This window comes from Mediterraneibacter hominis (assembly GCF_014287475.1).
GTDB classification, from domain to species: Bacteria; Bacillota; Clostridia; order Lachnospirales; family Lachnospiraceae; genus Mediterraneibacter; species Mediterraneibacter hominis.
Genome location: NZ_JACOPF010000001.1, coordinates 1,315,014 through 1,339,642, shown reverse-complemented (window position 1 = coordinate 1,339,642; position 24,629 = coordinate 1,315,014). Strand labels below are relative to the sequence as shown.

The 24,629-nt window shown below is 42.4% G+C and carries 22 protein-coding genes and 1 tRNA gene; 20 read left to right on the top strand and 3 right to left on the bottom strand.

Annotation, left to right across the window (positions count from 1 at the left end; all coding sequences use genetic code 11):
* The first annotated feature begins 32 nt into the window (after positions 1-32).
* Genes lepB through H8S37_RS06460 form a run of 5 tightly spaced genes read left to right on the top strand, consistent with a single transcriptional unit; the run spans position 33 to position 3,568 of the window.
* Positions 33-578 carry a signal peptidase I gene (gene lepB / locus H8S37_RS06480; RefSeq protein WP_186875182.1) on the top strand — a complete coding sequence of 182 codons (546 nt, stop codon included), beginning with the start codon at positions 33-35 and terminating at the stop codon, positions 576-578.
* The gene (locus H8S37_RS06475) at positions 571-1,338 is read left to right on the top strand and encodes a ribonuclease HII (RefSeq protein WP_186875181.1); all 768 of its coding nucleotides are present in this window, start codon (positions 571-573) and stop codon (positions 1,336-1,338) included. Before lepB ends, H8S37_RS06475 begins: the two co-directional genes overlap by 8 nt.
* 59 nt (positions 1,339-1,397) lie before the next feature.
* The gene (locus tag H8S37_RS06470) at positions 1,398-1,751 is read left to right on the top strand and encodes a YraN family protein (protein WP_186875180.1); all 354 of its coding nucleotides are present in this window, start codon (positions 1,398-1,400) and stop codon (positions 1,749-1,751) included.
* A gap of 33 nt (positions 1,752-1,784) precedes the next feature.
* The gene (pgeF, locus tag H8S37_RS06465; RefSeq protein ID WP_186875179.1) at positions 1,785-2,651 is read left to right on the top strand and encodes a peptidoglycan editing factor PgeF; all 867 of its coding nucleotides are present in this window, start codon (positions 1,785-1,787) and stop codon (positions 2,649-2,651) included.
* A complete protein-coding gene (locus tag H8S37_RS06460) occupies positions 2,648-3,568 on the top strand; it encodes a mechanosensitive ion channel family protein (RefSeq protein WP_186875178.1) in 921 nt (306 codons plus the stop codon). The genes pgeF and H8S37_RS06460 overlap by 4 nt, the downstream gene beginning before the upstream one ends.
* A 61-nt stretch (positions 3,569-3,629) precedes the next feature.
* On the opposite strand, the gene H8S37_RS06455 is transcribed toward H8S37_RS06460, so the two are convergent.
* Positions 3,630-3,702 (bottom strand) — tRNA-Thr (locus tag H8S37_RS06455).
* An 81-nt stretch (positions 3,703-3,783) separates the two neighbouring features.
* On the opposite strand from H8S37_RS06455, the gene H8S37_RS06450 reads away from it, so the two are divergent.
* Positions 3,784-4,176: a PaaI family thioesterase gene (locus H8S37_RS06450; protein ID WP_186875177.1), complete on the top strand. Its 393-nt coding sequence runs from the start codon at positions 3,784-3,786 to the stop codon at positions 4,174-4,176.
* Positions 4,177-4,193: 17 nt separating this feature from the next.
* On the top strand, positions 4,194-5,315 hold the full coding sequence (locus tag H8S37_RS06445; RefSeq protein ID WP_186875176.1) for a DUF362 domain-containing protein: 1,122 nt from the start codon (positions 4,194-4,196) through the stop codon (positions 5,313-5,315).
* 59 nt (positions 5,316-5,374) lie between these two features.
* Here the strand turns inward: H8S37_RS06445 and H8S37_RS06440 are convergent, their stop codons facing one another.
* Both H8S37_RS06440 and H8S37_RS17245 read right to left on the bottom strand, forming a co-directional pair.
* Complete coding sequence (locus H8S37_RS06440) at positions 5,375-5,806, bottom strand: RNHCP domain-containing protein (RefSeq protein ID WP_186875175.1); 432 nt, start codon at positions 5,804-5,806, stop codon at positions 5,375-5,377.
* 187 nt (positions 5,807-5,993) lie between these two features.
* Positions 5,994-6,263, bottom strand: a complete 270-nt coding sequence (locus H8S37_RS17245) for a MarR family transcriptional regulator (protein WP_243207076.1) — start codon at positions 6,261-6,263, stop codon at positions 5,994-5,996.
* A 336-nt stretch (positions 6,264-6,599) separates the two neighbouring features.
* Here H8S37_RS17245 and H8S37_RS06430 point away from each other — a divergent pair, with 336 nt between their 5' ends.
* The 13 genes from H8S37_RS06430 to H8S37_RS06370 all read left to right on the top strand — a co-directional run bounded on the left by H8S37_RS06430 (position 6,600) and on the right by H8S37_RS06370 (position 24,565).
* Complete coding sequence (locus H8S37_RS06430) at positions 6,600-7,439, top strand: MerR family transcriptional regulator (protein ID WP_186875174.1); 840 nt, start codon at positions 6,600-6,602, stop codon at positions 7,437-7,439.
* A 38-nt stretch (positions 7,440-7,477) separates the two neighbouring features.
* A complete protein-coding gene (locus H8S37_RS06425; protein WP_186875173.1) occupies positions 7,478-8,191 on the top strand; it encodes a cyclase family protein in 714 nt (237 codons plus the stop codon).
* 29 nt (positions 8,192-8,220) lie between these two features.
* On the top strand, positions 8,221-9,597 hold the full coding sequence (locus H8S37_RS06420; RefSeq protein ID WP_186875172.1) for an APC family permease: 1,377 nt from the start codon (positions 8,221-8,223) through the stop codon (positions 9,595-9,597).
* Positions 9,598-9,619: 22 nt separating this feature from the next.
* Positions 9,620-10,900, top strand: a complete 1,281-nt coding sequence (gene kynU / locus H8S37_RS06415) for a kynureninase (protein ID WP_186875171.1) — start codon at positions 9,620-9,622, stop codon at positions 10,898-10,900.
* Positions 10,901-10,963: 63 nt separating this feature from the next.
* Positions 10,964-12,745, top strand: a complete 1,782-nt coding sequence (locus tag H8S37_RS06410) for a CocE/NonD family hydrolase (protein WP_186875170.1) — start codon at positions 10,964-10,966, stop codon at positions 12,743-12,745.
* Positions 12,746-12,761: 16 nt separating this feature from the next.
* On the top strand, positions 12,762-14,552 hold the full coding sequence (locus H8S37_RS06405; protein ID WP_243207145.1) for a CocE/NonD family hydrolase: 1,791 nt from the start codon (positions 12,762-12,764) through the stop codon (positions 14,550-14,552).
* 10 nt (positions 14,553-14,562) lie between these two features.
* Complete coding sequence (ald, locus tag H8S37_RS06400) at positions 14,563-15,672, top strand: alanine dehydrogenase (RefSeq protein ID WP_186875168.1); 1,110 nt, start codon at positions 14,563-14,565, stop codon at positions 15,670-15,672.
* Positions 15,673-15,909: 237 nt separating this feature from the next.
* Positions 15,910-17,277: a sodium-dependent transporter gene (locus H8S37_RS06395; RefSeq protein WP_186875167.1), complete on the top strand. Its 1,368-nt coding sequence runs from the start codon at positions 15,910-15,912 to the stop codon at positions 17,275-17,277.
* Positions 17,278-17,327: 50 nt separating this feature from the next.
* Entirely contained in the window at positions 17,328-17,615 is a 288-nt protein-coding gene (locus H8S37_RS06390; RefSeq protein ID WP_186875166.1) for a metal-sensing transcriptional repressor, read from the top strand.
* A 16-nt stretch (positions 17,616-17,631) separates the two neighbouring features.
* Complete coding sequence (locus tag H8S37_RS06385) at positions 17,632-19,041, top strand: amidophosphoribosyltransferase (RefSeq protein ID WP_186875165.1); 1,410 nt, start codon at positions 17,632-17,634, stop codon at positions 19,039-19,041.
* Between the two features lie 205 nt (positions 19,042-19,246).
* A complete protein-coding gene (locus tag H8S37_RS06380) occupies positions 19,247-20,578 on the top strand; it encodes a phosphoadenosine phosphosulfate reductase (protein ID WP_186875164.1) in 1,332 nt (443 codons plus the stop codon).
* A complete protein-coding gene (locus H8S37_RS06375) occupies positions 20,568-21,095 on the top strand; it encodes an IbrB-like domain-containing protein (protein ID WP_186875163.1) in 528 nt (175 codons plus the stop codon). Before H8S37_RS06380 ends, H8S37_RS06375 begins: the two co-directional genes overlap by 11 nt.
* A gap of 158 nt (positions 21,096-21,253) precedes the next feature.
* Positions 21,254-24,565 carry an ATP-dependent DNA helicase gene (locus tag H8S37_RS06370; RefSeq protein WP_186875162.1) on the top strand — a complete coding sequence of 1,104 codons (3,312 nt, stop codon included), beginning with the start codon at positions 21,254-21,256 and terminating at the stop codon, positions 24,563-24,565.
* The last annotated feature ends 64 nt before the right edge of the window (positions 24,566-24,629 follow it).

Sequence of the window (24,629 nt, the reverse complement as noted above, 5' to 3'; positions counted from 1 at the left end):
GATAGAGACAGACAGCAGAAAGAAGGTAGGAAATGGAGCACGAGAAGAGTATTATCAGAGAATTATTAGGATGGGTTGTATATATTCTGGTGATTGTCGGACTTACATACCTGATTATCACGTTTGTAGGCGTGAGAACGCGGGTGAGTGGTTCTTCTATGGAGACGACACTTTCCGACGGAGATCAGTTGATTGTAGACAAGATATCCTACCGGTTCCGCGATCCGAAGAGATATGATATTGTAGTATTTCCGTACCAGTATGAGGAGGATACCTATTATATAAAAAGAATTATCGGGCTTCCAGGTGAGACGGTGCAGGTAGGAGGCGGAAAGGTTTATATCAACGGGGAAGTGCTAGATGAGCACTATGGAAATGAAGAAATGCTAAATCCGGGGATTGCGGAAGAGCCGGTTACTTTAGGAGAAGACGAATATTTTGTCCTCGGGGATAACAGAAACCACAGCCAGGACAGTCGCGATCCAAGTGTCGGAGCAGTGCACAGAAAGGATTTATTAGGAAGAGCATGGATCCGTATCTGGCCGTTTGATAAATTCGGGGTGATCAAGCATGAGTAAAAGCATAGGAGAAATCAAGGCGGAATTTGAACAGGCAGAGGAAGAAATGCTCCCTTCTCTGTATGAACTGTATAGAGATGATACAAGAAGCGGTGTGAGAAAATTGATTGCAAGGTATCAAAAAGAGCAGGAGAAGCTTGCCGCTGAGAGAGAACGCTTAGAGCAGATGCGAATATTTGAAAGAGAATATGAAAGATTTGCGTATATTTGCGGGATTGATGAGGTGGGAAGGGGCCCTCTTGCGGGGCCGGTAGTTGCCGGAGCTGTGATCCTTCCAAAAGACTGCGAGATCCTCTGGATCAATGATTCCAAAAAATTATCCGCAAAAAAGCGAGAAGAATTGTATACAGAAATTGTGGAAAAAGCAGACGCCGTAGGAATTGGAGTCGTTTCTCCAGACAGAATTGATGAAATCAACATTCTGCAGGCGACCTATGAGGCGATGCGTAAGGCAATCCAAAGCCTGAAAGTGACACCGCAGCTTTTGCTCAATGACGCGGTGACGATTCCCAGGGTGAACATTCCGCAAGTTGCGATTGTAAAAGGGGATGCAAAAAGTGTTTCGATTGCTGCAGCGAGTATTGTGGCGAAGGTGACAAGAGATCATATGATGGAGGAATATGACCAGACATATCCAGGATATGGATTTGCGCAGAATAAAGGATATGGATCGAAGGAGCATATCGAGGCGTTAAAAAAGACAGGGCCTTGCCCTATTCATCGTCGCTCTTTTATCGGACACTTTGTAAAAGATTCGTAACCGAACAGGTACAAAAGAGAAAATGTGGTGTTTTCTGGGTACAGGTGCATGGGAAATTCATGGCAAGGGACAATGTAAGAAAAGGAAGAGAATATGAGAAGAGGGCAGGGAGGTATTTAGAGCAGGAAGGACTGAAAATTTTAGAGTATAATTATCGGTGTGCCCTCGGAGAAATCGACATTGTTGCGCGTGAGGAGGAAACCCTTGTATTTTGCGAGGTGAAATACCGGACGGATACAAGGAAGGGAACTCCGTTAGAAGCAGTGGACAGTCGAAAGCAGAGGAGGCTGTTTTTAAGTGCAATGCATTATATGATGAAAGCAGGGCTTACGGAAGTGCCCTGTCGGTTTGATGTGATTGGAATTCAGGGAGATAAGCTGCAGCATATCCGGAATGCGTTTGAAGGATATTAAAGGAGACAGGAAGCTAAAAAAGGAGCAGTGACTATGGGATTGGGATTACAGTATAAAAATAAACAGCATATTTTTGATGAGATAGAAACGGATACTCCTTATTTGGAATATCCGTTGTTTCGCAGTACGGGGATTGTCCGGCATGGTTTTTCTACGCGGCTGGGAGGCGTAAGTGAAGGCTGCTTTACATCGTTGAATTTAAGCTTTACCAGGGGAGATGATGCGTGTAAGGTAAAAGAAAATTTCTTGAGAATAGGGCGGGCGATTGGCGTAAAATGTGAAGATATGGTATTTTCCCAACAGACACATACAGTGAATGTACATGTGGTTACAGAAAAGGAACGTGGAATGGGAATTTTAAGACCGAGAGATTATATAGATGTAGATGGTCTCGTGACAAATGTTCCAGGTGTCTGTCTGGTAACGTTTTATGCGGATTGCGTTCCGTTATATTTTGTAGATCCGGTAAAAAGGGCAGTTGGCTTAAGTCATTCCGGCTGGAGAGGGACTGTAGGGAAAATCGGACAGAAAACAGTCGAGAAAATGCAGAAGGAATACGGAAGTGATCCGAAGGATATTCTGGCAGCAGTCGGGCCTTCGATCTGTCAGGACTGCTATGAGGTGAGCCAAGATGTGGCAGAGCAGTTTCAGGAAAATTTTCAGGAGAGTACATGGAAAGAGATATTTTACAGAAAAGAAAATGGAAAATATCAACTGAACCTCTGGAAGGCAAATGAGCTCATTTTGAAAGAGGCAGGAATTACAGAGGAACATATGGCAGTGACAAATGTATGTACGCGCTGTAACAGCAGCATTTTATATTCTCACAGAGAAATGGGAGAGCGCAGAGGAAATCTGTGCGCATTCCTGGCATTGAAAAGAGAGGAGGAGCTGGAATGATACAATCTCTGTTTACTGCTGCTCCGGTCACAGAACAGTCCGCCCAGGATGTGCTGGAGTCAGCAGGAGACGTCGCGGTGGAGGCGACGCAGGAGGTCAATCAGTTTGTAAAATTTTTTCAGGAGAATATACCTGGTTTAGTAGCTTTTGGGATCAAGGTGCTGCTGGCGCTTGTATTCTTTTTTATCGGAAGGGCAGTTATCCGCGGAATCCGAAAATTTGTAAAACATTCTATGCAGAGAGCAAATGCAGATACGGGAGTAATGCAGTTTGTAGATTCCCTTTTGAAGTTTGGTCTGTATGCACTTTTAATCTTCTCTATTGCGACGAAATTTGGGGTAGAATCCTCGTCTGTAGCCGCAATTATTGCATCTGCTGGCGTTGCGGTCGGCCTGGCGCTGCAGGGAAGTCTTTCGAATTTTGCGGGAGGCGTTTTAATACTGCTGTTAAAGCCGTTTGTCGTGGGAGATTATATTATTGTGAACAAGGAAGAGATAGAAGGCACAGTAAAAGAAATCCAGATTTTTTATACGAAGATGACGACAGTGGATAATAAGACGGTTATCATTCCAAATGGAACACTGTCTAATCAGAGCCTGACGAATGTGACAGCACGTCCGGAAAGGCAGTTAGATTTAAAGATAGGCATTGCGTATGAGGCAGATTTAAAGAAGGCAAAAAGGATTCTGGAAGAAATGCTGTTAACGGATCCGGCGATTATTCAAGACGAGGATAAAAGAGTCTTTGTAGATTCTCTTGGAGAAAGCAGCGTTGTTCTCGGTGTGCGTGCGTGGGTAAAAACAGAAGAATACTGGGCAGTGCGGTGGCGTCTGTTAGAAGAGATAAAACTGACGTTTGATAAAGAAGGGGTCAAAATACCCTATCCGCAGATGTCTGTGCATATGTGCAGAGAATAAAGTTTCGTATACCGGAAGGTTTTATTGTATAGGGAACGAAGGTTCCTATACAATAAAAAAAAGCTGGAAATCGGACTTGAACCGACGACCCCTTCATTACGAGTGAAGTGCTCTACCTACTGAGCTATTCCAGCTTATCGCCATGCGACTTTGTTATTATATCGCTTTTTTTTATGAATTTCAACAGTTTTTTTTGAGAAAGGAGGAGAAAAGATTTGAAACCATCAGAAGAAATCATAGAATTATTTGCAAAGGACCGTTTTGCTACGGAAAACGGAGCTGTAATAGCGGAGGTGGACGACCACTATGCAAAATGTACTTTGGAGGTACAAGAACGCCACAGGAATGCGATGGGGGCAGTGATGGGAGGAGTCTATTTTACATTGGCAGATTTTGCATTTGCGGTGGCGGCGAATTGGCAGGAAATCGGGACGGTCTCTTTACATTCTGACATTGCTTATCTGGGAACGGCGAAGGGAAATCGCCTTACAGCAGAGGCATTCTGTGTTAAGAATGGAAAAACCACAAGCTATTACCGGATAGAAGTAAAAGATGAGTTTAATAATCTGGCAGCCGTGGTCAATACCACAGGCTACAGAAAGATATAAAGAAAAGAGGAAACAACATGGAAAAATCAAAAGTATATTTTACAGATTTGCGTGCCCTTCCGGGGACAAGTCTTCCACAGAAGCTTCAAAAGTTGATAAAAAAGGCGGGGATCGGGGAGATCGATTTTGAAAAAAAGATGGTGGCTATTAAAATTCATTTTGGAGAGCCGGGAAATCTGTCCTTTTTACGCCCTAATTATGCAAAAGCGGTGGCGGACGTAATAAAAGAACTGGGAGGCCGCCCCTTCCTTACAGACTGTAATACCTTGTATGTAGGAAGAAGAAAGGATGCGCTGGAGCATCTAAGCGCTGCCTACGAGAATGGATTTAATATACTGTCTACCGGGTGTCACATTCTTATCGGAGACGGGCTAAAAGGGACGGACGAGGTGTATGTTTCGGTAGAAGGGGCAGAGATGGTAAAAGAAGCGAAGATAGGAAAGGCGATTATGGATGCAGATGTGTTTATCAGCCTTAGTCACTTCAAAGGACATGAACTGACTGGGTTTGGCGGCTGTCTGAAAAATATCGGCATGGGCTGTGGAAGCCGTGCAGGAAAAATGGAACAACACAACAGCGGAAAGCCCTCTGTACATACAGAAAGCTGTGTAGGGTGCCAAGTCTGTTCAAAAAATTGTGCGCAGGGCGCAATTTCTTTCCCGGAAAAGAAAGCATTGATTGATCACAATCTATGTGTAGGGTGCGGAAGATGTCTGGGGGTATGCAACTTCGACGCGATTTACAATGAGAATGCCTCTGCCGTTAAAGAGCTGAATATGAAGATGGCAGAATACTCCAAAGCAGTTGTAAATGGAAGGGACAGCTTTCACATTAATCTGGTAATGGATGTTTCCCCATATTGTGATTGCCACCCGGAAAATGACGTCCCGATTTTGCCGGATATAGGAATGTTCGCAAGCTTTGATCCTGTTGCGCTTGACCAGGCGTGTGCGGATGCATGTAATGCACAGAGCCCTATGCCTGGAAGTCTCTTAGATGAACATCTGCACGATCATAGTCTGTGCGACCATCACGACCATTTCACGAATACGACTCCGGAGAGTGAATGGCAGACCTGTCTTGCACATGCGCAGAAAATTGGCTTAGGCAGCAGAGAATATGAGTTAATACAGATATAAAGGAATAGGAGATTAAAAAAGTAAGGGAGATTGCACAAACAGTGTGTCTCCCTTATTTTTTACTTCATATATAAACACCCATCACCACCCATAAGTGCAGTCATTTCCTCAATGCGTTCTAAAGGAAATGGCGGCTGTGATAATGGCTTCATAGCGATAGACATTAGTTTCATAGGGTTATCATCAGCGGCAACGCGATTAGAGCTTAGATGTCCACACCTCCGGCAACGATGAATAATTGCCCATTCTCCTGTCTTTCGTACCCATACGCCTACCGGCTCCATAATTCCTCCACAATCAGCTTCTCTATCGCCGGGTTCAATATCTAAATGTAAGCTGCTCAGGCAGTTCGGGCAGTGATTCCTATGACCGCTTCCGGCTCCTGCAGATACTACAAGTCTGCCGCATACTTTACAGGTAAAGCTATCTTTACAGCTATGCGTTTTATAATATCCTTTTTCAAATTGTTTTCTTTTGTTTTCTCGATTCATAACTACTCCTTTAAGGACAGAGTTGGAGTGAAAAAAAGACGCATATGTTTTTGCAGTGCATCACGATATTTCTGTGTAAGCGCTAGATATTGCTTCTGTTCTTCATCTGTCCATTCATTCCAGATTCTATTTTCAATTTCAAATATGGGACGAATCTTTTCTTCTGAAATTTTTTGTCCCTTTTCAGTTAAACAAACAATGGTATTTCGTCCATGTCCTTGTTCCAGGCACACGATTCCGTTTTTTTCAAATTTTGGATCGCGGAATTGATTGTCTGGCGGCTGATACCAGTCAGTTTGCTTATTTCACTTTGAAGACATTTATCTCCTTTTTCACAAATGACATATAAAATATTCAAAACACTATCTGAAAGTCCCATTCTAACCGCTATTTCATGGTAGAGAGAATTAATTTCTCCGGATAAATGCGTATATTCTGCCGCGCTTAAATAGTGCATATATATTCATCTCCTTGTCCGATTTCGTACATATGTCAACCTCATTTTTAGGAGTATAAGACTATCCAAGAATTTTTTTGAAAACCCATTTTCATAAATTTCCCCAAAATACACGTATCGAATGAGAAATGTCGTTGTTATATCCAGTGATTATTGAAGCTTTAAAAGAATTTATTATAAGAAAAATTGTGAAAAAATAAACAATAAACATAAAATATCAGAAAAATAAATAGGAATTAAAAAAGAGTAGAAAAATATTGACCTTGCCCTTACGGCAAACTGTAGAATTTCACTTAAGAGAAAACATAGCTGGGGAATACAAAAAAGGAGGTACATATGTTTCGTATTGGTCAATTAGCAGGAATCTATAAAATCTCAGGAAAGACACTTCGGTATTACGACGAATTAGGGTTGCTGAAACCTCAGTATGTGGATCAGATGACAGGATATCGTTATTATACATCCTCCCAGATTCCAGTACTAAACGAGATATTTCTATTAAAGGAAATGGGCTTATCCCTGAAAGAGATTGCATATCTGATGCAGAGAGAGGAGGAAAAGGATAACACAGTATTAAAGGGGGTTCTCGATTTAAAACAGATGGAGCTGGACAGACAGATTCAGGAATTGAACCAGAAAAAACAGATGATTGCACTCTTGAAAAAGAAGCTGGACGGAGAAGGAAAAATAGAAATCTCCGGGCTGAATGTAGGAACGAAGAAAATCGGAAAGATGAAGGTAGCAAGTCTTGAAGCGACGATCAGCGCTTATTCTACGCAGGATTCTTTGTGGAGTGAGCTTTTAGAGTTTTTAAATCAGTCCAGGATAAAGACAGGGACAGAGAGGTACACGATTTACTATGATTCTGTATTTAAAGGCGACGATATTCAGGTGGAAATCCAGAAAAGAGTATTGACGGATTTCAAAGGAAACGAAAGAATCCGGTGCAAAGAGGTAGACGCTCTTGACCAGGTGGCCTACTTACTGCATACGGGGGAACATGAAAGCGTCATCAATTCTTATGAAGCGATTCTGACATGGATAGAAGAAAATCATTATGAAATTACGGGAAACATTCGGGAGGAGTTTCATATGGATGACTTTATGACAAGTAATCCAGAAGAATTTGTAACAGAAATCCAGATACCAATTCAGAAAATAAAGAATGTGAAATGATGAAGCGAGCGATATTGAAGTGAAGGGAGATGTTTTTTGTGAAATATATTGACTTGACAAGAGAAATTAACAATAGCACACAGGTCTGCCCGTGCGACAGGGTTCCGGTGGTAGAAAATTATACAACGACAGAAAAAGAAGGGGTAAACGTAAAATTTATGAAGATGGGTACCCATACAGCTACTCATATCGATGCTCCACATCATTATTACAGAGAAGGAAAAACACTAAATGATTTTCCGGTGGAATATTTTCTGGGAAAGGGAATTGTGCTGGATTTCAGAGATAAAGGAGAGAAATACGCCATCACAAAAGAAGATATTATGGCATATGCCGAACCTCTTAAAAAGGTTGCGTTCGCAATTTTAAATACCGGCTGGGAGAAATATTACGGTACGTGGGATTTCTTTAAACATCCTTATTTGACAGAGGAAGCAGCCAAAGCACTTGTGGATCTGGGGATTCGGATTGTAGGGACAGACGGAAGCTCGGCGGACGCCGCGTTTGGATTTTCCACCGCACAGAGAGTGGAGAATCCTACATTTGAAGAAATACTGGAGAATATGGACAGAGAAAATGTGAGAAATGAAGCGCACCATATGTTGCTTGGAAACGAGACTCTGATTGTGGAATATCTCTGTAATCTGGAGGCTCTGCCGAAAGAAGAAGCCTTTTATTCCTTCCTTCCTTTGAAAATTCTAGAGGCAGACGGCTCACCGGTGCGTGCGATTGCGATGGTGGAAAAATCCTAGAAGAATGTGAGTAATAAGGAGGGTAATTTATGGGTAATACGACAAATGCAAGTGAAGAATATACCACAAAGCAGCTGCGGCGGGTGTTAGGGAAGAAAGAACTGATTTCCATGGGGATCGGACAGATTATCGGCTCTGGTGTCTTTTCTCTGACCGGAGTTGCAATCGGATATACAGGGCGTTCCGTTATTTTTGCATTTTTATTCGGGGCGTTGTTTTCACTGGCTGTAACAATACCGAGTATCTTTGCGGGAAGCGCGGTACGTTTACGCGGAGGTCAGTATACAATGGCAAGCCTTTTGCTGGGAGAGAAATTTTCCGGTTTTTATATCATTATCTACATAGTCGGAAATATTTCTATCGGTATGTATGCGTTATCGCTGGCAGACTATCTGCTGGCGCTTGTCCCGGGAATTCCGCGAGTTCCTCTGGCTGTGGCTGCGCTGACTTTATTTTTTGTAATCAATCTGTTTGGAGTAAAGGATGCGGCGATCGTACAGAATGTCATGGTGATTGTTCTGGCAGTTGCGTTAGGTGTGTTTGCAGCGGTGGGCCTATTTAATATCGAACCAGGATATTTTACAAATCCAGAGCCGCCATTGTTTGCAGGCGGATGGAAAGGCTTCTGCATGGCGGCGATTTTCACTTCCTTTGCGACAACAGGCGGAGGAAATCTGGTCAACTTTTCAGGTGAGTGTAAGAATCCTACGAAAGACCTGCCATTTGCGATTGTATTGTCAACACTGGTTGTAACTGCGCTGTACACAATCATCGGTTTTGTGGCGGCAGGTGTTCTTCCGGTAGAAGAAGTGATGTATCAGTCTCTCGCGGTAGCGGCAAAAGAATTCCTTCCGGGGCCACTGTACGTATTTTTCGTAACCGGCGGCGCGCTTCTTGCTTTGTCCACCACGCTGAACGCTACATTTGGCTGGGTGACAAAGCCGGTACTGCAGGCGAGTGTAGATGGCTGGTTCCCGAAGAAGCTGGGCGTAATCAATAAAAAGTATGGTACTCCGCATTTACTGCTGATTTTATTCTATATTGTGGGCCTGATTCCGGTTATCAGTGGTCTGGATATTGAACGTATCGCGAATATGTCCATGATTCTGATGAATGTTACTACTTTCCTTGTTGTGGTTGCTACCGCACGCTTGCCGAAGATTCTGCCGGAGGCATGGGAGAAATCTACGTTTAAGATTCCAAAAGGTGCGTTGAAGGCAATCTGTTACTTCTGCGGGGCATTGTTAATTTTCCAGAATTGGCTGCTGATTGAAGACAATACACCGGAAATTATTATCGGCAACATCATTCTGCTGGTACTGACATTTGTTTTCATGGTGGTTCGTTATAAATCTGGAAAAGTGAAGGTGGAAATCAGCTATGAGACAGAGGAAGACGGGGAATAAAGAAAGGATATGAAAAAATAGTATGGAAAAAAAGCTGACATTGGAATATGCAAGAGAACTGGATAAAAAAGATGTTCTTGCAAGGTATAAGGAAGAATTCTATCTGCCATCCTATTTATATTATGAAGCAAATGGGCTGGGGCCCATGTCCCGACGTTCAGAGGCAACCCTTTTAAGGGTTGCCTCTGAATGGAAAGAGCAGCTTGTCGCAGGATGGTTTAGCGGAAAAATCCCATGGTTTTACTATCCAGAGCGCATTGCGGACATGGAACGAGACTTGGTAGGGGCAGTGGACAAGGAACTGATCATTAATGGAACGACTACGACGAATATCCACTGTGTGCTGGCTTCTTTTTACAGGCCGCAGGGAAAGCGGACAAAAATCTTGTGCGACAGACAGATTTTTTCTTCTGATAAATATGCGGTAGACGGGCAGATTCGGTTAAAGGGAATGGATCCAGAGGCAGAGCTGATATTGGGAGGCGGAGAGGAGCTGTTGCTGGATGAAGAGAAAATTGTGGAGGCAATGACACCGGAGGTTGCTCTGGTATTCTTAGGCTCTGTCATACATTCGACAGGGCAGCTTCTGGATATGGAGTATCTTACAGAGGAAGCACATAAAAGAGGTATCCCGATTGGATTTGATCTAAGTCATTCGGCGGGAGTAGTGCCCCATAAACTGCACGACTGGAAGGTGGATTTTGCAGTATGGTGCAATTATAAATATTTAAATGGAGGGCTGGGATGTCCGGCAACTCTGTTTATACATGAATCAAATTTCAGTGTATATCCGGCTATGCCCGGCTGGCATGGATATAAGAAATCGCTCCAGTTTAAAAAGCTGCCGGAATTTGAGCCTGAAACAGGGGCAGGGGGATGGCAGCATGGCTCTCCTATGATCCTCAATATAGCTCCTCTGGAGGGGGCCCTCGAGATGATACAGGAAGCGGGGATAGATAAGATACGCAGAAAATCACTGGAAATGACAGGATTTTTTATGGAGCTTGTAAAAGAAAAGCTTATGCCGCTGGGAGCACAGATTATTACTCCAGAAGAAGCGAAACGCAGAGGCGGGCATGTCACAATCGCGCATATCGCGTCGGAGGAGATGACAGAATTTTTGGACAGCGGTTCTCATATAACAAAAGAATTAAAGGAAGCCGCAGAGAAAAAAATAAAAAGTGAAAAAAGACCAGACGCGTCAAACCAGGTCAGAATTGCTTTTTCTCCGTTGTTCACCAGCTTTGCAGACGTGTGGCAAACGGCGGAGAATCTGTATGGACTTCTAAAAAATAAAGATTGACTTTCCCCCGAAGGGGAGGCTGTATAATGAACCCAGAAAAGTTAAAGGAGGTAATCCACAATTATGAAAGAATTGAAAGATGTCTGCTATTGGGATAAAAAGGCAAAAGAGCAGGCGGACAAACTTTCCAGACCGGTTTATGAAGTGAGGATAGAAAAAGACAGACCGATTGTGATGAAAGATGATGTAAGACTCTACTGTGATGTATACAGACCGGACGATACAGAACGCCATCCGGTACTTATAGGATTCTCACCCTTTGGAAAGACGGCGCAGGAGACAGGCAGAAGAAGAGACCCCATTGGGCTGGGAAAGTTTATGTACGAACAAGGGATAGAAATCGCGGGAATTGATTACTTTGCACAGCGCGGTTATATTGTGGTTGTAGTAAACCCGAGAGGGATTGGAAATTCAGAAGGAATATGGACAGGGGTGTTAAGCCGGCAGGATCAGACAGACTGCGTAGAGGTGATCCGCTGGGCAGGACATTATCTCTCTGATGGAAATGTAGGTATGATCGGGTGCGGTTATGCGGGAAAAATACAGCCGCTTGTCGCAGCAATGGAACCTCCATATTTGAAGGCAATCATGCCGGTAGATGTCATAGACGATATGTATATGGACTGTTATCCGGGAGGAATTTTAAGCGATATTAATTATCCTCTGTGCAGTTATATTCCGCATACCAATACCGTTTCAGAGGCGGAAATGGAAAATTCTCCGGAGAAGTTAAAAGAAATGCTTGCCGCGGCAAGGAGACAGCCAGAGATCGCGACGAACTCTTATTATTACCGCGGGTTGGACAGTTTTCCACCGCGCCATTATACATGGAATATTGACATTATGCTTCATCCATACAAAAGCGAGTGGTGGGACAGAAGGAGCTTTGGAGACAGGAAAGTGAGGATTCCGGTTTATATCGTAGGTATCTTTTATGAGTATGGGGCCTCTACGGTGTCTGCTTATGATATTTTCAATAAGCTGGATACAGATGTACCGAAGAAGCTTCTGATGATCGATCCGGCGACAAAGAAAACGTCCCCGTATGACAATCCGGTTCCGGAAGAGCTTCGCTGGTATGATTACTGGCTGAAAGGCATTGACACAGGACTCATGGAAGAGCCGCCGATTAAGACGCGGGTTATGGGAGAAGAGAAATACCGTTACGACACCCAATGGCCCGCAAAGGCGACAGAGTACCAGAAATTTTATTTAAAGAAAAACAACAGCCTGGATACAAATAAGGCAGAGGCGGACGGTGTGGATACGATCCGGCACATACCGCCTACGCAGGTATCACAGATGCCGGAGGAAGTACCCGCACTTACGTATACTTCCGAACCGTTTACAGAAGACACAGAAATGGCGGGACCTGTGACAGGTTGTCTGTATGCTGCGATCGATATAGAGGACGCACATCTGGCTTTGAAGCTATGGGATAAAGACAGCAAAACAGGGTACCGTACATTACTTTCCTGTGGGTATTTGAAGTGCTCACATAGAAAAATAGACGAGAATACAAGTACACCGCACAGGCCAAAACACGATCATACACAGGAAGAACAGGTAATACCGGGAAAAGTATATGAATATATATTCGAAATGGCGCCGATCGATAATATGTATAAGGCCGGACACTGTGTGGAAGTAGAATTCAAGACGATGGATCAGCAATATTTTGATTTCAACGAGATGGCAAGCCTGCCGCGGCTCTATACATCAGGACGTGTGGCAGGGCCTCACCCACTGGCAAAGGAAGTAAATTTTGAGATTCATCTGGGGCAGGATGCGGCGTCCTGGATCGAGCTGCCGGTTGCAAAAGGCAAAAAAGACTGGATTGAATAAAGGAGGGGTGTTTGTGATGGAAATGAAAGACAAATTAGATATTGTAGGTCTCGAGAAAAAACCGGCATATTGGGATAACCGGTATATGGACGGTATAGAGAAGATGACGCCCAGAAAATATGAAGTAAAAAAGGAAGAGGACGTAATAATGGAAGTACGGGACGGCACCCGATTAGCAGTAGACATCTATCGTCCGGATACAGAGGAAGAGGTGAAATTTCCAGGTTTGGTTGCGTTTTCTGCATACGGAAAATCTATCCAGACACTGGAACGTACTTCTATGCAGTTTAAGACAGTGCTGTTTGACCATACGATTGAGGCGGGAGATATTTATGAGTATGTGCGGCATGGCTATATTGTTGTTGTTCCAGATCCCAGAGGAATCGGAAAATCAGAGGGGGCATGGGACGGCCTGTATGGACGGCAGGAACAGGAGGACTGCTATGATGTGATTGAATGGACTGCACAGCTTCCTTACTGTAACGGAAATATCGGTATGATAGGGATTTCTTATTTCTCTATTTTACAGCCGGTAGTGGCAGCTTTGCAGCCGCCGCACCTAAAGGCGATTATGATGGTAGAGGTGGTGGATAATATGTACCATCACAACTATCCGGGCGGTGTGTTTGTAAACCGTTCCTTTATGTATACAGATTTCTGTCCGGATGTCAATTCGATGTCCACGGCAGAGAGAACCTATACGACAGAGGAGTTAAAGACACGTATTCAAAAACGCCTTGCCGATCCGGATATCAATCACAGCGCGCTCTACTCAGGAATTTTGAGCTGCTTCCCGCCGCGGAATCAGACGTATTTCTTTGATATTCTTTTACATGATGATGACAGTGACTTCTGGAGAGAACGTTCGATTCAAAGCCATCCAGAGGATATTAAAGTGCCTATGTATCTGATTTCAGAATACTATGAGCTGGGGAGATTTTCACAGGGGCCATTTTTCCTGTTTACTCATGGAGACATGTCAGTTCCACGTAAATTGGCGGCGCCGGAAGAACATGACGCCTTACACCTGCCGCATAGGATTATGACGCCGGAATATCTGCGCTGGTATGACTATTGGCTCAAGGGAATTGACACAGGAATCATGGATGAACCGCCTATGAAGCTTCTTGTACGGGGAATTAATAAATTCCGTTACGAGAAGGAATGGCCGCTTGCGCGTACCAACTGGACGAAATATTATCTGCGGGACGGCGGGCTTCTTTCTACAGAAAAAGAAAAGGACGAACACGTGCCTCCTACAATTCTTCAGCATAAGAGCCCGTACAAAGACGGCTCCAATGAGACATATGCAGTTCCGAATGTCGTATTTAGAACACCTGTGCTCACAGAAGATGTGGAAGTAACCGGCCCGATTGTCATGCATTTGAAATGTGCGATCGATAAGACGGACGCGAATTTTACTATTATGCTCAATGATGTTCCGCCGGAAGGCGAAGGCAGACCTTTAAACCTGGTGACCGGAAACTTACGCGCTTCTCACAGGGGACTGGAAAAGAAAGAATTAAAGCCATGGGAATTTAACAACGATCATACAAGAAAAGTTCCGGTAACGCCGGGGGAAATCAATGAGTATACGATTGAAGTGATGAATACGTCCAATGTGTTTAAGAAGGGACACCGGATTGAGGTTGAGATCAAGAATTATGACGCAAATCCGTATCATTGGATGGTACAGCTTCCAAACAGCGAGGATATTGAATATCAGATACATGTGGATGCGGTACATGACTCGTATATTTATCTGCCGATTATCCCATATTCTGACGAAGAACAATGGATTCAGTAGGAGGGAATACATGCGCGTAGGATGTGTCAGAGAAATTAAGAAGCAGGAATATCGGGTGGGATTGACACCCGGTAACGTAAAAGATTATATCCATGCAGGACATGAGGTATATATAGAAAAAGACGCGGGAGTCGGTTCTGGATTTTCTACAGAGGAATATGTAAAAGCAGGGGCAAAAATACTGGATACGGCAAAAGAAGTGTGGGATATTTCCGAAATGATAGTAAAGGTAAAAGAGCCGTTAAAAGAGGAGTATGCATATTTTCATAAAGATTTGATTTTGTATACGTATCTGCACCTTGCCGCGGATCGCGCTCTGCTGGATGCAATGCTCACAAGCGGCGTTAAGGGCGTTGCGTATGAGACACTGGAGGAAAACGGCAGCCTGCCGCTGCTCGCGCCCATGAGTCAGATTGCGGGACGGTTAAGCGTCCAGGAAGGCGCAAAGTATCTGGAGAAACCATTTGGAGGAGAAGGCGTGCTTTTGGCGGGCGTTCCGGGAACACCAAAGGCAGAGGTAGTCATCATAGGGGCCGGATCGGTAGGAACAAATGCGTGTAAGATCGCGGTCGGCATGGGAGCGAATGTAACCATGCTGGATGTAAACCTCGCCCGTCTTGCCTACCTGGATGATATTTTCGGCGCCAGAATCCAGACATTAATGAGCACAGACGCAATGATAGAAGAGGCAGTCTCAAAGGCAGATCTGGTGATCGGGGCGGTATTGATCCCTGGAAAGGCAGCTCCTAAGCTGATGAAGAAAGCTTACTTAAAACATATGAAGCCCGGCAGCGTGATTGTGGATGTAGCTGTGGATCAGGGCGGCTGCTGTGAGACAACGAAGGTGACCTACCATGACGATCCGATCTATGTAGTGGACAATGTAGTACATTACTGCGTAGGAAATATGCCGGGAGCAGTGCCGCGCACCTCAACCATTGCATTGACAAATGCGACATTAAGGTATGGGCTGCTTATCGCAGGAAACGGGTTGGAGGAAGCATGCAGAAAATATCCAGTTCTTTATTCTGCTGTGAATACCTATGCCGGAAAGATAACGTATGAGAATGTAGCGCTTAGCTTTGGGCTGGACTATACGGACATTCAAAGTATATATTGATTTTGCAGTAAAAGCAGAGAGAAAGATAAGAGCAGGTTTGACGCCTGCCTTATCTTTTTTTGCGCGGCAAGTCCAGCAAGAGGTGCTGCATGCCGGTAGCACGCGTCTGATATGGACAGCGAATAGCACATGATTCGCTTGACAGAGGGAAAAGTCTGTCATAAGATAAAAAAGTGTTTTGAAATGAGTTTATCGGTAAGGAATTTTGAATGTATACATAAGAGAGGGAGAAAAGCGATGAAAAGAGAAAAATTTGGGTCACGGCTGGGATTTATATTGATTTCAGCAGGATGTGCAATCGGGCTGGGGAATGTCTGGCGTTTTCCTTACATTACGGGACAGTATGGCGGCGCGGCGTTTGTGCTGATTTATCTGTTCTTTCTGCTGATTCTGGGGCTGCCTATTATGGTAATGGAATTTTCGGTGGGACGTGCGGGACAGTCCAGTATCGCCCTTGCATTTAACAAGCTGGAACCAGCGGGTACAAAGTGGCATTGGTATAAATATTTTGGAATGGCAGGAAACTACCTGTTGATGATGTTTTATACCACAATCGGCGGATGGATGATTTTGTATCTGATTAAGATGGCGTCGGGGCAGTTTGCAGGGCTGAATGTAAGCGAAGTTGAGATGGTTTTTGACGAAATGAAAGCGCAGCCTGTAACTATGACTGTATTTATGATTTTAGTCGTTGCACTCTGCTTTGGAATCTGCTGTATGGGGCTGCAAAAAGGTGTGGAAAAAATTACAAAAGGAATGATGCTGCTTTTGCTCGTCCTGATGATTATCCTTGCGGTTCGTTCCATTACGCTCGAAGGTGCAGGCGCAGGGCTGGAATTTTACCTGTTCCCAGACTTTGGAAAAGTGAAGGAAAATGGGATCATGGAGGTAGTATTTGCCGCAATGGGACAATCTTTCTTTACACTGAGTCTTGGAATCGGTGCGATTGCGATTTTCGGCAGTTATATTGATAGAAGCCGCAGCCTTACAGGAGAGGCGGTCTGCGTAACAGTGTTAGATACATGTGTAGCATTGATTGCGGGACTTATTATTTTTCCGGCAAGCTTTGCATTTGGGGTGAATCCAGACAGTGGACCGAATCTGATTTTTATAACGCTTCCCAATATTTTTAACTCTATGGCGGGCGGAAGAATATGGGGAAGTATCTTCTTTTTGTGCATGTTTTTTGCAGCGGCATCTACGATTATAGCGGTGTTTGAAAATATTATTTCGTTTGCTATGGATTTGACCGGCTGCAGCAGAAAGAAAGCGGTACTTGTGAATATGGTTGTAATTTTTGTCTTGTCAATGCCCTGTGTACTTGGTTATAATGTGTTGAGTGGAGTGTCACCTTTAGGAGAGGGTAAGACAATACTGGACTTTGAAGACTTTATTGTAAGCAACAATTTGCTTCCTCTGGGAAGTCTCGTATATGTTTTATTTTGTACAAGCAGATATGGATGGGGATGGAAAAATTTTCTGACCGAGGCAGACAGCGGTGCAGGGGTGAAATTTCCTAAATGGGCGCGCATTTATGTTTCTTTTATCCTGCCCCTTATTGTGTTATTTATTTTCGTACAAGGGTACTGGTCTTTGCTGCATTAAGAAGAAACAGTTGGATAGAAGAGTGATAATGAAAGAGGAGAAGGTGAAAGATGGAGGAAAGACATACACATGTACATTCAGAGGGGTATGAGAAGGCGATTATAAACCGTCTTTCCCGCTCCATAGGACATTTGGAATCCATCAAGCGGATGGTAGAGAATGGAAAAGACTGCAGCGAGGTGCTGATACAGCTTGCAGCAGTGAAAGCGGCAGTCAATAATACAGGAAAAGAGATTTTAAAAGAACATTTGGAACACTGTATTGTAGATGCGATTGAGCATGGGGACATGGAAAGTGTAGAAAAGCTGAACAAGGCGATTGATATTTTTATCAAGTAAAGGAGAGATTACGGTTATGGGCGGATTTTTTGGTGTTGCTTCAAAAAAGAACTGTACGTTGGAATTGTTTTACGGAGTAGATTATCATTCTCATCTTGGTACAAGAAGAGGGGGAATGGCTTTATATGGAGAAGAAGGGTTCCAAAGAGCGATTCATAATATTGAAAACTCGCCGTTTCGTACAAAATTTGAAAAAGATGTAGATGAATTAAAAGGGTATCTAGGAATTGGCTGTATTTCTGACTATGAGCCGCAGCCACTTCTGATCCAGTCTCATCTGGGAAGCTTTGCGATCACAACGGTGGGAAAAATTAATAACCAGGAAGAACTTCTTAAGATGGTGTATAAGGATGGACATTCCCATTTCCAGGAGATGAGTGGAGGAAAAATCAATGCTACAGAATTGATTGCTTCTTTGATCTGTAAGGCAGACAGTATTGTAAATGGGATCCGGTATGTCCAGAGCCTGGTCGACGGTTCCATGACAATTTTACTGATGACGGAAAACGGATTGTATGCGGCGCGTGACAAGTATGGCAGGACGCCGGTAGTTATTGGGAAAAAAGAAGATGGTTACTGTGTTTCCTTTGAAAATTTTGCATATATTAATCTTGGATATCTGGATTATAAAGAACTGGGGCCGGCAGAAATTGTCTATATAACGCCGGATGGAGCGGAGACGGTCGGTGCTGCAGGAGAAGAGATGAAAATCTGTTCTTTCCTGTGGGTATATTATGGATATCCTACATCTGCATATGAAGGAATTAATGTAGAAGAAATGCGGTATAAATGCGGGAGTATGCTGGCAAAGAGGGATAAAGGAAGTGTTTCGCCGGATATTGTCGCAGGTGTGCCGGATTCGGGAATTGCCCATGCGATTGGGTATGCCAATGAATCCGGAATCCCATATGCAAGACCTTTTATCAAGTACACGCCGACATGGCCGCGATCCTTTATGCCGACCAACCAGAGCCAGCGTGAGCTGATTGCGCGTATGAAATTAATACCGGTGCAGGCTTTAATTAAGAATAAGAAACTGCTTTTAATCGATGATTCTATTGTAAGAGGAACACAACTGCGCGAGACAACGGAATTTCTCTACCAGAGTGGAGCTAAGGAAGTGCACGTTCGTCCTGCATGTCCACCGTTATTGTATGGCTGTAAATACTTGAATTTCTCACGTTCTAAGTCAGAGCTGGATTTGATTACAAGGCGGATTATTAAGGAAAGGGAAGAGAAGGTAACACCGGAAATACTAGAGGAATATGCAGATCCATGCAGTCAGAAATATGACGAAATGGTAGAGGAGGTAAGGTGCCGTCAGAATTTTACAACACTGCGCTATCACAGATTGGATGATCTGATTGCCTCCATCGGGCTGTCTCCATGTAAATTGTGTACTTACTGCTTTGACGGAAAAGAATAGGAAAATAGAAAGATTTAAGTGCAGGGCTGAATCAGCTTTGCACTTTTTTTCTGTTACAAAAACTGTTTTTACAGATATAACGTTTATTGACGATATGCTTAGAAGACGCTATAATTAAAAAATATGGTGTTGGAAGAAATTTCCAATCATATGTCAGGTTTTATATCTGTCAGGTGGGGGGCATACAGACAGGAGGAAGGCAGTATTGATACGTGAATATTTGCAGAAGAACGTGTATGAGGCTTTGCAGGACAGACTGAAATTAATTTTTGAAGATTTCGACAATATCTATGTCTCTTTTTCGGGAGGAAAGGACAGCGGACTTTTATTAAATCTTGTCTTAGATTATCAGAAGAAATATTATCCTCAGAAGAAGCTAGGAGTGTTTCATCAGGACTTTGAGGCACAATATACAGTTACAACAGAATATATAGAAAGAACCTTCGAGAGAATTAAGGAGGAGGTGGAACCTTACTGGGTCTGTCTGCCTATGGCGACAAGAACAGCATTGAGCAGTTATGAAATGTACTGGTATCCATGGGATGACACTAAGAAAGACATCTGGGTGAGAGATATGCCGAAGAAAGAATATGTCATTCATCTGGAGCATAACCCTATGATAACCTACAGATATAGAATGCATCAGGAGGATCTCGCAAAACAGTTCGGAAGATGGTACAGACTTTCTCATGGAAACAAAAAGACGGTATGTCTGCTGGGAATGAGGGCGGACGAATCCCTGCAGAGATACAGCGGTTTTTTGAATAAGAAATACGGATATAAAGGAGAGTGCTGGATCAGCAAGCAGTTCAAAGATGTCTGGTGCGCTTCCCCTCTGTATGACTGGTCATTAAGGGATGTCTGGCATGCGAACTATTTGTTTGGATATGACTATAATGCCCTGTATGATCTGTACTACAAGGCCGGATTGAAGGTGTCGCAGATGAGAGTGGCATCGCCGTTTAATGATTACTCAAAGGATGCGCTGAATATGTATCGGGTGATAGATCCTGAGATATGGACAAAGCTGGTCGGAAGAGTACAAGGAGCAAATTTCGCATCTATATATGGAAAGACAAAAGCAATGGCTTACCGGAGCATTACACTGCCGGAGGGACATACATGGAAGAGCTATACACAGTTTCTGCTAGATACACTTCCTACTCGTCTGCGGAACAATTATATAAAAAAATTCAGCGCTTCTATTAAGTTCTGGCATGAAACAGGAGGAGGGCTGGATGAAGAAGTGATTCGGGAATTGGAGGAACATGGATACCAGATCCGCAGAAACGGAGTATCTAATTATACTTTGAATCACAAATCGCGTATTGTATTTGTCGGAAAGATACCAGATCATACGGACGATATAAAATCTACAAAGGATATACCAAGCTGGAAAAGAATGTGTTATTGTATTCTGAAAAATGATCATATCTGTCGGTTTATGGGATTTGGAATGACGAGAAAACAGCAGAAGCGTATAGATATTATACGAAATAAATACAGAAGCATTGAGGAGATAGAATATGGAGTATAAAAGTCCTGTATATAACATTATAGCTGTGCCGGTAGAGAAAATAAAACCCAATACATACAATCCAAACAAGGTAGCTCCTCCAGAGATGAAGCTTCTGTATGAAAGTATCAAGGAGGATGGATATACAATGCCGGTGGTCTGTTATCACGCGAAAGAACAGGACGTCTATGTTCTTGTGGATGGTTTCCACCGCTACCGGGTCATGCTGGAGTATCCGGATATTTATGAGAGAGAGAAGGGGATGCTTCCGGTATCTGTAATTGACAAACCTCTTGCGCAGAGAATGGCGAGTACGATACGGCATAATAGAGCGCGCGGCAGCCATGATGTAGATCTGATGAGCAACATCGTAAAAGAACTGCATGAGCTGGGGCGTTCCGACGCATGGATTTCCAGACATCTTGGAATGGAACGAGATGAAATATTGAGACTAAAACAGATTACTGGGTTGGCGGCACTCTTTAAGGATGTAAAATTTGGAAAAGCATGGCTGCCGACAGAAGAGGGGGAAGAATGAAAGAGACTATCATTATTAAATGAGATTTGAAGCAGATATTTCTCCTGTGCTAAGAAACACAGATTATTGAAAGAAGGTAACAGCTGATAAGATAATTGGCAGATGCCGTATTAGAAGAGTTAAGCGAAATACATATAGTAGAGGAGACGTGGATAAATATGTTAAATACAAACAGAAAAAATATTGAACGGCACATTAAGACACACTCGGAACAATCTGCAGAAGATCAGGCGGCTGTATCGGTTTTGAAAACCTTTTTGAGATCAAATGGTAAAATAAACACAAATTTTTCGTGTGGTGATAAATGGCCAAATACAGATGGAACACTTGAGTTTGTCTCGAATCCCCGTGTTTCAAGGAGACCGGAACAGAATTTTTTTGTTCAGATTAAAGGAACCCATAAGTACAGTGAAAAAGATGGAGAAATCAAATATTCACTAAAAAGTCTTTCCTTTCCAGCATTTATATGTTGTAGAGGTACCTATGATCCCGGAATTCTATTTGTCGTAATTAACCCTGACGAACGAGGCAACGAAAGGGTATTCTGGAAATACATGTCTGCAGATTTTCTTCATTCAATTGATTTTAGTAAGGACAGTGTTACGATTTGTTTTACTGCGGATGAGGAGATAAAGAATTTAGATGAAAGCGTTGATGAGTTCTGTGCTAAACTTGCAGATATTAAAAATCATCATTCTTTCGCGGCGCACCTGGATGATAGTAATTACTCAAAAGAGGATATTCTTGACATTATAAAAGAGTGTGACAGACAGATTACAGAATGTATTGAAAGAATGGAAATCTATGATGAAACCCGAGATGATGTATCAAGAAGAATGCTGACGCGTTTAAAGGATATAAGCGTGGCTGCGCTTTTACTCAATACATTAAATATGGGATACAAAGAGGCAAGTATCCGCTTGGCATGGGAACGTTCCTTGTTAAATATAGAAACAAAATATCTCGGGATGTTTTATAAAGCATTGGAATATATCGGATATAGAATTCCTGGGGAGGGGCAGTCGGAACGTCTGATGCTTAAATATTATGATTTCCTCTGGCAGATTAGACAATCTTTTTGGAAGAATAATGGGTTAGCTATATTACATAACTTGGAGAAGTTCCCTCTCTGTATGGACAGCACGGATTATGAATATTATAAGTTGATAGCTGCTGCGGTTGATTCTGCTGATAAAAGTCCCAGAGTAGTAGAATCCTCAAGATTTTATATACAGAAAAAAACACCATTTTTTGTTGGAAGAGAAAGGTATTATGAGATTACTTTACAGTTGGCAGGAGTCTACGCTACGAAATATAATAGGATAACCGCCTATACAAAAGAAAATCTTTCGACAAATTATGCTGTTCAAATAAGCTATGTAGACGCAAAAATCAACTTGTGGAACATACCTTCCAAAATAAAAGTTATTACAAATTGGAAAGTATCGATTGATCCAGCATGTTTGAATAAACTTGCTAAAATACTTAAATTCTCAATGAGGCTGAGTGCAAATTACCGTGAGTATACAGAACTGATGCGATTTCTTACAAGAACGGGTATCAATTTTCTTGATTTAATAGATTTGCAGGAAGTTGAATTCCGCACGTTAATTGATTCGATATATGCACAAACAAACACTTCTGAGTTTAAAGAGGTTTTGCTGAAATTAAAGGAGGATTATTCAGAAGGATCATGCAGGCCGGGGCGGAATATAATTAGATATTTGCTGCTGAATCTGAGGGAAGAAACAATAGAAAATGTATTGCCTACAAAATATAGACCATATTGTTTACGCGACTGTCCTACTTTGTCGGCAAGGTGTTATCCGTTTGAAAAGAACCCGTTTATATCTAATTTGGCAGGCAGTAAAACGAGTGAAGAAAATCACATCCGGCGCGTTGCAAGAGTAACGGGATACGACAGAATGGAAGTAGTACGCCCGTATCTGCTGCTTAGAAATGCGATAAAACAAACAGGCGAAATATACTTTGAAACAGAATCAATTGCGCAAACAGATGAAATCAATTCTTATAATGCGCAGCTGGATTCGTGGGAATGTGATCAAGGGTACAGGATAAAACAAGAAAAAGGATTTGTTGGTATAGAACATTATGAAAAAACTACAATTAACATTTTGAAAATTCTTATCGAGCTTTCGCAAAATGGAAATAAAGGGCAAAAACAGTATAATAAAAGTTTTATAAGCCAGGGAGGAATCGGCTATGCGGGTGATCCGTTGAAAATACAGGCGGTAGAAGAAGCTTTTGTCAATTCTCGCCTTCTATTGATTTATGGAGCAGCAGGGACTGGAAAGACAACGCTTATCAACTATATTTCAAACTTGGCAGGCGGAAAGCGTAAATTATTTCTTACAAAAACGCATACTGCACTACAAAATTTAAAAAGACGTATTACGAATCCGGGAGCAGAAAGTGAGTTTTTAAGTATTGACAGTTCTGCAAAAAAAGTGACTCTTTCGGAATATGATATTATTTTTATTGATGAATGCAGCACAATTGATAATCGGATAATGGAGATGTTTCTTAAGAAATTAGAACCAGATACTTTCTTGGTTTTGGCTGGGGATATTTATCAGATTGAATCCATTGATTTTGGTAATTGGTTCTTTTATTCAAAAGATATGATTAAAACGCCCGGTGCTAAAATAGAGTTACTTAATACCTGGCGTACAGAAGACAAAGCGTTGATTAGCCTCTGGGATGCGGTAAGAAAGAGGGATTCTCTAATTACAGAAAAACTCGTTATTGATGGTCCTTTTTCGGAAAATATAGGACAGAACGTATTAGAAAAAGAAGAAGAGGATGAAGTTATACTTTGTCTTAATTATGATGGGAAATTTGGACTGAATAATATGAATAACTATTTTCAGACCGCAAATAAAAAGGGAGAGGCGGTATTTTGGAAAGAGTGGAGTTATAAGCCGGGAGATCCTATACTTTTTAATGAGACAAAACGGTTTCCTGTTTTGCATAATAATTTGAAAGGACGTATTGTAAATATTTTCAAATATCAAGATAAGATTACATTTACCGTGGACGTAGATATGAATCTGACAGAGATAGAGTGTAAGAGAGAAGAGTTGGAATTTATTGAGGCCCTGGAAAATTCAACCCGTATACAACTTACAATATATGATTATGAAAGCAATGATGTTACACAGGATGAAGAACTTGCCCGAATGAGGTCAGTGATTCCGTTTCAGCTTGCTTATGCAGTTTCCATTCATAAAGCGCAAGGTCTGGAATATGATTCTGTTAAGGTAATTATTCCAAATAGTAATTCGGAGAGAATAACGCATGGGATTTTTTATACAGCAATTACACGCGCAAAGAAAAGATTAAAAATTTATTGGAGTGCAGAAACAATGAATAAAATAGTTAAAAGCTTTTCAGTGGACGAAACAAAACGTAGAAGTCTGGAAATTGTAAGATCAAAGTTAGGATTGTAAGATAAATGAAAACAGTCTAGATACCCCATACAGTTTTTTACCTTAGAACAGTATGGGGTATCTT